We start from the raw sequence: 10,165 nt of genomic DNA on the forward strand, positions 1-10,165 counted from the left end.
CCAACGTTTTGCGGCTTGGCGAAGGTGGCGATTTAACCACAAATGTTCATACGAAGCACACACTTCAAATTTACGAAAAACTGTCATACGAAGCACTGAACCGCCACTTTTGCCAAACCGCTGTTAGTGGCTGGGCTTCTTTGTTTTCCGTCTGTCAGCAACATTTTTTGTCCTGCTGAATTGGTGGACAAGCAACACTTCCGTAGCTACAATAAACACAGCAGTCGCCTTGTTTTGGTTTTAGAACTTGTTTGCATTTTTCACATTCGTAAAAATATTGGCAAGCGTCTGTCGGCATTGTTTCTTCTTTCTTATGTCCGCAGTTGGGGCAAGTTATTGTTGATTGTAATTTGATTTCCATTTTAATTTTCTTTTTTGTCGGTTACAGAATATCCTGTTGAGTTTATTGCTTTTTCGATTTCAGAAATATTTGTTTTTGAGTTGTCAAATTCTATGATTGCATTTCCATTTTCATATGAAGCGTTTGAACTTATTATTCCTGTCAATTTATTTACTTCGTGATTTACGTGTTCTTCGCAACTCGCACAAGTCATTCCGCTAATCGTAAATTTTACTTTTTGAATATTGGATTTGTCCACTACTATGATTTGCTTTTCTTTCTTTGGGTAGAAAATGCTTGAATAGTATGGAAAGGCAAGCATAACGATTGCAAATGCTGTTACAATTCCTAAAAACATTTTTGACTGAATGAATTTTGGTTTTTCTTCTGTCTCACAGTTGCAGTCAATTTGCTTTTTAGGTTTCAACTTTTGATACCAAGCAAAACCAAGAACCAAAATTGTCAAACCGATAAAATACGGTCTGAAAGGTTCGAGCCAAGAAAAAGTAGAAGCAAGTCCGCTTGTTCCTGCTACTAAAGCCAAGACTGGAGTAATACAACACAATGAAGCTGCAATTGCTGTTAAAAGTCCAGCTCCGATTAGTTTTTTGTCTGTTTTCATAATGTTTCTAAAATTTTGTTTTCGTCAAGTATTTTAAAAAACGGTTTCAGCATTTTTTCATACTCTTTTGTCAATGAGTAAAAAATGGTTTGTGCTTCTCGTTCGGTTTCAATTAGTTTTCGGTCTTTGAGTTTTCGCAAGTGTTGTGAAATTGCCGAAATTGTCATACCAAGAATGTCGCTCATATCACAAACACAGAGTCGTTTTTCTTCATATAATAGAAAGAGAATTTTCAGTCTTACGTTGTTTCCCGCTAATTCAAGTCCGTTCGATAAATAGTCAAACGAGCCGTTGAGTTCTGAAACTCGGTTTTTACAGCGATTTATTTGTTTAATGTCCGCTTGTTGTCGTATGCAAGAATTGTTGTCCATATTGCAAAGATAGTTAATTTGTTTATTTAAGCAATTACTAAAATACAAAATATCAAAAAGAACCCGATTTGTCTGTCGGGTTGTGTCGTCATAGCCTTGCCACTAACGGACAGGTATTGCCGAAGTGCAGGGAATAGAATTCCGTCAACCCCGGCATACTGAAGCCGAATTTATAGATTAATGTTGATGGTTTTTTCCATAGCTAAATTTATAACGTCAAGCTGGATATGCAGCCAAATTGAAAAACAAAAGCTGAAACACGGCTTCCGTCAGCCTGCATTTTGGCAATACCCATGTTGTACGTTCGCCCTTCTTTCGGGTGTGACACTTTAAACAATATGTCTAACAAGAGCAGGATGTGTCCACTGGAAGCATCGGAACAAGGCAGGCTCTTTTGCAAGGTTGGCTTTAGTGCATCGGCTTTGTGTGCCTTGCAAATGTGCCTGACTTGGTGCGTTGGATTATCTCGGTCCCATGAAACGGTCGCCATTAAAATGTATCATGTGTTCAGGAAAATCAACTACCCAAACTTCTGTCTCCCAAGCGATGTTTGTTGAATGCTTTTTGAATTCTGCAAAATCTGGGAATGCAGAAACGTAAACTTTTCCTACTTTGCAGTCTTTCAACAGTTCTTCCAATTCAATAACACGTTTCGGTGAAACTGGTCCGTGTGAAGTAACTGCTTCAATTAGGAAAAGCCAATTCTTTTTCTCGTCGTAAAGAACAACGTCAGGAAGTTTGCTGTGTTCATCTATCGGAATACCTAATTCTTTAAGCTTCTTCTTGTCAATGTACAAGTCCTTGTTTGCAGTATCACCCAAATACAGGACTTCGCTTCCCTGTGCAAAACGTGCTGCAAAATCCTGAACGATTGCAGCTTGTACGACGTTGTGCTTTCCTGCTGATAGCTTTAAAGTTTTGCCGTTGCTCAACTTTACAGGAATAAGCGTTTGCTTTCGTTCTTTCAAGTATTTCTTTGAAAGCTCTCCAACTTCCGATTTGAAACGTTCAACTTCTTCCTTCCATGCCTTTGTTCCAAAAGTTTTTATTGCTTCAAGTGCTTCGCTGGTTATAGCGTAATGAGCATTGGGGCTGTTTACTGGTAAACTGGGATTATCAGGATTGTAATCTGCAATTCTGGCTTGCACGAATTGATGTAAAACTTGTCTTCGGAAAGTTTCTCTGGTATTGGGGGCATATTCTTTTTTGTAAACGTCTTTGCAAAAAGCCATGATGCCTTTTGAAACTTTCAAGCTTGCTCTTGTTGCTTTGCTCCAACCGTCTCTGGGCTTGATACCGCAAAGAGCCAACAAAGTGTAAGCAGAGATTTCGTTTTGCTGTGCTGCGGGAAGTCCTAACTCTTTAAGTATTTTCTGTGCGTCATCAATTTTGCTCATAAGCGAAAATGTGTTCCAAATCAAAGTAGTCGTTTACAAGTTCGTCAACTACGGATTGAGAGAAGTTGTTAGTTAATATTATTTGGTTGCCGATTTCTTTAATGTCTTCCAACGGCGGTAAAGGCATTTCCCGAAGTTCTGTCGCACTCACATTTATGTTGCCGTTGAAGGTTCTGAAATAAGTGTCAAACAATTTGCTGTTCAAAAGTGCAGCAAGTCCCAAAATCTCATTTCTTGCCAAATGTCCTTTTGGTCTGTAGATATAATTCAAATGATTTTCTACGCCGATAAATTCAGCTTGTGAAATGTCAACAAAGTATGGGGCTGCAACCAATCTGCTTTTATCGTCTTTTGCGCTAAAACGGCGAAGGAAAATATAATTTTTGTTCGGCAGCAAAAGCGGTTTGGTTTCTTCACAAAATTGAATGTATTGCGGCTTGCCTTTTTTGAATACAGGATACTCAAAGGTCATTTTTCCTGTATTGATTAGTTGGTATAGTGGAACTAAAACCTTTGTGCCATTTTCATATTGCTCATAGAGGTACTCAGTTGCTCTGAATGAAACCACTGGACCTGTCGATATTTGCATATCATACTTATGCAAACTGCCACTCCATGATTTGAAAAGCTTAATGACTTTATCTTCAGTTTCGTTGCTTGGAAGATGCAGGATTTTTTCCTTTGTATTGAAGTCAATTAATTCATTTGCCTGATATTCTTTTTCAGTTGGTTTGTCAAGGTCACTAACTCCATTGGAATGAGTTAACAGGATGTTAGGCAGGTGACCATTTAGTTTTTGTTTCTTGCCTTTCAAGATTAATGTCTCTTGTAAGACGTTATCTCTGTTGAAGGTGTCAGTTCTTGAGTTAAAAAGATGTACCTGCTCAATTTCAACTTCTGAAAAGAATGCTTCCCGAAATGCTCTGAAGTAATTACCTGCAGCAAAACTTCGTGGAATAATGAAAACAAGTTCACCGCCATTTTTCAAAAGCTTTGCGGCTGTCATTAAGAAGATTGAGTAAATGTTTGGTTGTCCCCAAACGATTGACTTTGCAACAACGGCTCTTTTATCGTCTTTGCCGATTTTAAAGTATGGTGGGTTTGAAATGACAATATCGTAAATGGCATTCTTTGGTTCATAGAAAAGTGTGCTTGTTTGTTCAAAGCAATCTTTGTTTTCTAACACGAAATCATTTGTGTCAAGCGTTGCCTTGAAACCAACTTTCTTGCCTTGTAGCCATTTTTCCAAATAATCAAGTGTCGCCTGTGTATAAGGTAGAATGTCTATGTCAGTTTCGTAAACTACAAGCTCAATTTCTTTTATTGCGTCACCACGAAGAATAATTGTTTCAATAAGTGAGCTTGATAATATTGCTGTTCCGCAACCTGGGTCAAGAATTTTCAACTTGCCTTTGGTCGGTCTGACAAGCCTTGCCATGAAATGAGCAATTTCGGTCGGTGTGAAAAACTGTCCATTGTCTTTCTTGTGCTGCGTCGTTACGGTCTTGGCATATAAAACGCCCAACCTGTCAGCAAAGTGACTTGGCAGTTCATTGTCAAGTGGTTGAAGGTTTACAGCCTGTATCATGCGAACAAATTTAGCAAAATCGGATGGGTCTTGTTGAGGAATGTCTGTGCTGTGGGAAAATTTTGGCTCTTTTGCAAGGTTGGCATTTGTGCGTCGGCTTTGTGTGCCTTGCAAATGTGCCAAAATGTGCGTAGACTGTTGAAGTTTTTGTGTCAGCCGAACAGCGAACTACGGCAAATAGGGTGACGTACAACGGGCGGGGCTTGCCGAAGTACGGGTATTAGTATTTCGTCCGCCCACAACCGCTGATGATTGAAAACTAAAGTTGAAGATAACAACAAAAAGCTAAATAGATAATGTCCAGTCCGATATGAAGCACAATAGAATTACAAAAAGCTGAAGATAACTTGCGTCAGCCCGTATTTTGGCAAGCCCCATGTTGGCAGAAGTATAAGTCTTTAGCCAAATATACAATAAGCCGCCCGTTATTGATAAGGGCGGCTTATCACTTTACAAGAAACGTAGTTATCTCTTGTAAATTGTATCAATTAGAAGCAAGGCGACAATTAAACCTAAGAATGAAATTTTTAAATGCTTCCATACAATTCTTTTGTCCTTTTTGATTTGTTTGTAGGCGTCAAAAATTAAAAAAAACAAAAGAAAGGCGACAAGAGTCAGTGAAACATATTTCATTAGTAATAACAGTCTATGAAGTCTGCAACTGCCCAAGCTGCGCCTACCCAGCCTAAACTTCTTGTAGCAACCTTACCAATTGCCTTGAGTAACATTTTTTTGCCAGCATATGTGCTTAATGCCCTTACACGCCATAGCTCGAAAAGAGCTTCAATGCCCAGAGCAGTTTTAACACAGTTATAGAAATCACCAGCATAGGCAGTGTTAAACAAAAACAGAGATTGCTTAACTTGTGCTAATCCATGTTCGTGGTCAAGAGCTTCGTATGCCGCAATAGATAATGCTAACTCCACCACAAGTTCTTGGTCATAGTTATAACCCCATTCTTCAACCATATCTTGCTCTGTAATACCATAAGCAGAAATTACCGATAGGCTTTGATTGTACACTGGACGGACTTCTACTTCACATTGAAGTTCATACTCCGGCGTAATTACAAAATTTGGGTCTCTTCCAGCTGTCGACATTGTTTCCATTGAGGAAGGCCTTGAGGTTTCACTTCGCTTTCTATTTTCATTTAAAGCAATGAAATTAGAAGTCTTGGCTTTGAGCAAAGCGTTTAATGTGTTGACTTCTTGCTTTTGAAGTTCTCTGTCACCAGAAAAGTGAGACTTCTTACAAGATTGAAAAGTAAGAGCAACAACAAATACAATTACTTGAATAGTCAAAATTGCAATGATACCTTTTAGTGGTAAAAATAGAACCCTTTTAAATGTGCTCATAGTTATGAGTGTTTTTAAGATTACTCCTACCTTCAGTATTGGTGCTGTGTCGGAATGTTCCACCTGTTAGCAGTAATGCAGTGTCGTTCAAATTCTCTGTTATCATCTGGCAAGGCTCTTGAATGTCCTATATTGAGTAACAGTAGTGAGTCGGTGTCACCATATTTCTGCCAACGGAACGGGTATTTATGCAGTGGTGGCATTTCCTGTTCCGTCAGTTTTGGTTAAAGATATAAAGCTGATTTGAAAGTTAAGGCTGGTAACATGCACGTCACCCACCATTGCATGAATACCATGTTAGCGGCTGCTTTCGTCCACAAACTTTTCCAATTCTGAAAAGAAAAGGTCGAGTGCAGCTTGGTCATCGTTATTAGACATTTCCAAAAATGGCATAGTCCAACTGGACGAACGTTCAAACGAGTGTCGAGTCTCAACCCAATCATGAAATTGAGAAAACCTGTCCATTCCAGTTTTTGATTCATCATAAAAGCTACAAGCGACCATAAATCCTGCAACAAAAGTTGGCAGTTTAGATAAACTGTAATCGCCCAAATACATGCCAGGTCTTTTGCGAAACTCCGAAAGCAAAAAGTCAACTAAGTCTCTTTTCATAAATAGGAATGTCGTTAGTATGGTTCAACATACTGCTTGAAATTATCAATGATTTCGGCTTGTGCTTCATCTCGCCATTGAAGTCTATAAACAACAGCTTTGTTGTCTACCAATACGTGAAGTGTAAGTCCATCGTCGTAAGGAAGAAAGTTAGTTCCTTGATAAGTCCATATCTCCCCAACTCCATGAACAATGCCGTCATAATCAACAAACGGCTTTATAACTAAGTAATCTTGTCCAGGTATGAGATGAAGGCTGTTGTCCATAAGTAGCCGCTAACGTTTTGCGGCTTGGCGTAGTGGCGGATTTTTACCACAAAAGTTCAATCGAAGAACTGCACTTTGGTTAAGCACTAAACTGTCATAGAAGCACGTCACCCGCCATTTCGCCAAACTGCTGTTATCGGCTGCCCTTCTGTCCTTCGTTTTGTTACTCACCATATATTTCTTTTAATATTTCGTCTAATCTTGTGTTTAAGTCTCCGTTTAAGTCACTATTTGGAACATTTAAGGCATTTAGAACTTCTTGAAAACGCTTGTAACCACCTTTATTACGAAGCTCTATCCATTGCACATTAAGCATTTCTGCTTGCTTTTTATTTTTGTCAGAGAGTTTGTCGGCTAAAAAAATTGCTGGCTGTCTGGCAAAAATTGCATCTGCACTTTCTGGATTGCCTTTACCCATCAACTTCACTTCTGTCCTAAGTTTTTTGCCATCTTTTGAAAGTACATAAAAATCAACTTCTCTAAAACTGTCGGGATTGCCATCTTGAGCGTGATACTCAAACGGAACATTGAAAAGCATACAAAGTGTTGTCATTAGCGGCTTCTCAACTTGTTTACCTACGGCACTCCACATACCACCACGAATTTCTGCACGTTTAACGGCAATAGTATTTATTACAATTAAACTCTCTGCTACTGTCAAATCAACTGCAACGTCCTTAAATTTTATTGAAAGTTTTATTTCAAAATTGTTGCCGTTGGAAACTAAATCGTTAATTGTCTTTTGCAACCTGTTGTAGTTGTCGTAAGATGCTTGAATTACAACTTCTTTTTTTGATGAATTGAAAGCATTTGTAATTGATTTCATATTCAACCCCGAATTGATTGCAATTTGCTCTTTTGGTAAATCAGGATTTAGAAACACTTTCTTATACCAGTCAGATTTTTCTCCGAGTGCATCAATTTTTGCGTAAACAACTTGCTTGAAAAAGCTAATGCAGTAGTCTAAAAATATCTCGTCAATTATAACTAAAACTTCATCTCTGTAATCTTGATTTGAAATTACTTTTTTGATGATGTTTTTCTTTGCATCAGTATTTAATGGCATAACTATTTTATTGTTTCTTTGAACTCGTCAAGGGTTAAGAACTTTGTTTCTATGGTGTCAAACATTTCCTTTGATTTTTTTGATTTCATATAGTCAAAGTATGTTTTATCTTTCTCTGTAAGAAAAAAATATCTTCCTAATTTTTTTGCAGTTTTACCCACCGTTCCGCTTCCGGCAAATGGGTCAAAAACCAAGTCGCCTTTGTAAGAGTAATATTGAATAACTCGTTTGCAAAGCTCAACTGGGAAAACTGCTGAATGAACTTTGTCAAAACAAGGGTCAATTTTCCAAACATTTGTCGTTTCATACCCTTCGGGAACTTTGCTGTCTTGAACTGTTTGCCAATCATATTGACGAATGTTCCAATCTAAAAGTTTATCAGTTGATTTTCTATAAACCATTAAATACTCTGTAACTGAATTTGGTTTGTAAGCAAGTGGCTTTCTGTGTTGCTGAAAACCGCCAATGCGATTTTTTACACTTGCTTCGGGTTTCATCCAAACAATGTCGTCAATAAACTCCCATCCCATTTCCATTAAATAAGGGTGAATGTCAAAAGGAATTGGATAGCGTTTGCTGCTGTGTGCTCTGCTAATTCTTGGAATTATTATGGGGGATGTGTTTACAATTAAAAATCTACCTTCTTTAGTAATACGATGAACTTCTCTAAATACGTTAGCAAGAAATTCTAAGTATGCTTTGTAGCTTGGGTAAATTGAATAATCTCTAGCATTGTAGTATGGTGGCGATGTAAATGTCAAATGAATACTCTCGTCTTTGAGTAATCTCATTGTTTCAATCGTATCGGCATTAACTACAACATTTTTCAGGTAGTCATAACTCTCGGTATGTGGTTGTGAGTTTTTGTCTTTCTTTTCTGCGAAATATTCTTTGTATATAACAGTCCGAACCATTTCGTTTTCGTGATTGAGCAATTGTTTTAAACTGTTATCAACTTCATTGTCTCCTTTGAAAACAAGCAGCCCACGAATGGCTTGGCATACAATTTTGGGGTCGTTGTCTTGCAAGATTTCTGTTAAAATAGTCTGACCTTTTTTTGTTCTCATTCGTCCGATTGACGATACGGCTTCTCGTCTTACGTTTGTGTCATTGTCGTTTAGGGCAGTCTGTTTAAGAAGTGGTAAATATTCTTCGTTTCCCAATTTTCCTATTGTCTTGACTGCCCAAAGTCTTACTGTCGAGTTTTTATGACCAAGTAAGTCAAGAAGGAAACTTCCGTCAAAGTCTTTCGGTAATTGTCCTAAGTTTTCAAGAATGAAAGTCAAAGAACTGCTGTCCCGATATTCTTTCACAAGGTCTCCAATAGCACCGTTGCCGTTGTTTTTCAGTTCTTTGATATATTCTTTTGTTAGCATTGTTCTTTTGTTAATTAATGGTCTTCAAAGTTACTTTTTAGATGTCAAAACTTACTACAAATCGCTTCAAATTTTAAACAGTTTTTCAATTTTAGTCAGTCAAATTTTATGTTACACTGTCTCAAATAGGGTTGCCGATAACGTTTGGCGGCTTGCCGCAGGCGGGGCTTTTCAGCACTACCGTTCATTTGGAAAACCGCACTTCAATTATACGAAAAAACTGTCAACCGAAGCACTGAACCCCCGCTTGCGGCAAACCGCTGTTACCGGCTGCCGTTCTTGTCATTTGTTATCATTTAGTTTAAGTTTCATCATTATGTCAGTCTGTTCGTCATTGCCTAACTTGAAAATGTGTTTGTCAAACTCTACAAAACCATTTTTCTTGTAAAAGTTTATTGCTCTCGGATTTTCTTCCCACACACCAAGCCAAACATAGTCAGCGTTTTTCTGTCTTGCGATTTTAATTGCTTGGTCGTAAAGTAGTTGTCCAACGCTTTTTCCGTGATATTCTTTCAGCACATAAATTCTTTCAATTTCAACGGCTTTGTTGTCTTGCAACTCTGTCTGTGATTGTCCGAAATTCAGTTTTAAATAACCGATTACTTTGTTGTCAATTGTTGCGAAATAAAACTCAGCGTTATTGTCGCTAAGTTCTGTTGTCAGTTTAGTAAACGAAAAACCTTCGTCAAGATATTTGTTCATATTTTCTTCGGTGTTGCCCGAAGCGAATGTTTCGTAAAATGTCAGTCTGCCGATTTTTTGTAATTCTTCAAGGTCGTTAGTTGTTACTTTTCTTATCTCAATGTTGCTCATACTTGTCGCTAAATATTTTTGTCTGCCGAAGCGTTACTGTCAGTCGTCCGAAATTGCCTGTTTAGTTGTATCGTCCTAAAAATAGTTGACAGTTTTTTTGATTTAATCCTACGACAGGTTTACGATTTGTTTTTAGTCCTGCCATTGGTTTACTATTCAAAGTTAAGGTTGCAGATGAAAAAAATATTTTATAGCCCATCTCAGCTATAGAAATATTTTTTTCATCGGTATGTTTCCTCAGCAACTCCAACTTTTAATAGTTCCTTTTTTACATAATAGTTCTTCCATTTCCTTTCAACCGGTTCATTATGATTATGTAATTCTATAGGTGTTTTGTAACTAATACTACCATGTGGACG

At 37.8% G+C, this 10,165-nt stretch carries 11 protein-coding genes; all 11 read right to left on the reverse strand.

From position 1 onward, the window contains the following. Window positions 1-154: 154 nt before the first annotated feature. Entirely contained in the window at window positions 155-361 is a 207-nt protein-coding gene (locus LX80_RS14690) for a GDCCVxC domain-containing (seleno)protein (RefSeq protein WP_069796431.1), read from the reverse strand. Window position 362: 1 nt separating this feature from the next. Then, window positions 363-962, reverse strand: a complete 600-nt coding sequence (gene merTP, locus LX80_RS14055) for a mercuric transport protein MerTP (RefSeq protein WP_055092307.1) — start codon at window positions 960-962, stop codon at window positions 363-365. Beyond that, window positions 959-1,333, reverse strand: a complete 375-nt coding sequence (locus tag LX80_RS14060) for an ArsR/SmtB family transcription factor (RefSeq protein WP_035679264.1) — start codon at window positions 1,331-1,333, stop codon at window positions 959-961. The genes merTP and LX80_RS14060 overlap by 4 nt, the downstream gene beginning before the upstream one ends. Window positions 1,334-1,794: 461 nt before the next feature. Beyond that, on the reverse strand, window positions 1,795-2,730 hold the full coding sequence (locus tag LX80_RS14065; RefSeq protein ID WP_111297286.1) for a BsuBI/PstI family type II restriction endonuclease: 936 nt from the start codon (window positions 2,728-2,730) through the stop codon (window positions 1,795-1,797). Beyond that, window positions 2,717-4,432 (reverse strand): Eco57I restriction-modification methylase domain-containing protein, encoded by a 1,716-nt coding sequence (locus LX80_RS14070; RefSeq protein WP_211307785.1) that lies wholly within the window; start codon window positions 4,430-4,432, stop codon window positions 2,717-2,719. Before LX80_RS14070 ends, LX80_RS14065 begins: the two co-directional genes overlap by 14 nt. Window positions 4,433-4,950: 518 nt before the next feature. Further along, a complete protein-coding gene (locus tag LX80_RS14075) occupies window positions 4,951-5,673 on the reverse strand; it encodes a hypothetical protein (protein WP_146250548.1) in 723 nt (240 codons plus the stop codon). A gap of 297 nt (window positions 5,674-5,970) precedes the next feature. Next, complete coding sequence (locus LX80_RS14080) at window positions 5,971-6,285, reverse strand: hypothetical protein (RefSeq protein ID WP_146250550.1); 315 nt, start codon at window positions 6,283-6,285, stop codon at window positions 5,971-5,973. Window positions 6,286-6,299: 14 nt separating this feature from the next. Continuing rightward, a complete protein-coding gene (locus LX80_RS14085) occupies window positions 6,300-6,551 on the reverse strand; it encodes a DUF3601 domain-containing protein (RefSeq protein WP_111297290.1) in 252 nt (83 codons plus the stop codon). A gap of 163 nt (window positions 6,552-6,714) precedes the next feature. Continuing rightward, window positions 6,715-7,617 carry a CfrBI family restriction endonuclease gene (locus LX80_RS14090; protein WP_111297291.1) on the reverse strand — a complete coding sequence of 301 codons (903 nt, stop codon included), beginning with the start codon at window positions 7,615-7,617 and terminating at the stop codon, window positions 6,715-6,717. A gap of 2 nt (window positions 7,618-7,619) precedes the next feature. Beyond that, entirely contained in the window at window positions 7,620-8,993 is a 1,374-nt protein-coding gene (locus LX80_RS14095; protein WP_111297292.1) for a DNA methyltransferase, read from the reverse strand. A 282-nt stretch (window positions 8,994-9,275) separates the two neighbouring features. Further along, window positions 9,276-9,806: a GNAT family N-acetyltransferase gene (locus tag LX80_RS14100; protein WP_111297293.1), complete on the reverse strand. Its 531-nt coding sequence runs from the start codon at window positions 9,804-9,806 to the stop codon at window positions 9,276-9,278. Window positions 9,807-10,165 lie beyond the last annotated feature (359 nt).

Source organism: Hydrotalea sandarakina (assembly GCF_003254115.1).
Lineage (GTDB): Bacteria > Bacteroidota > Bacteroidia > Chitinophagales > Chitinophagaceae > Hydrotalea > Hydrotalea sandarakina.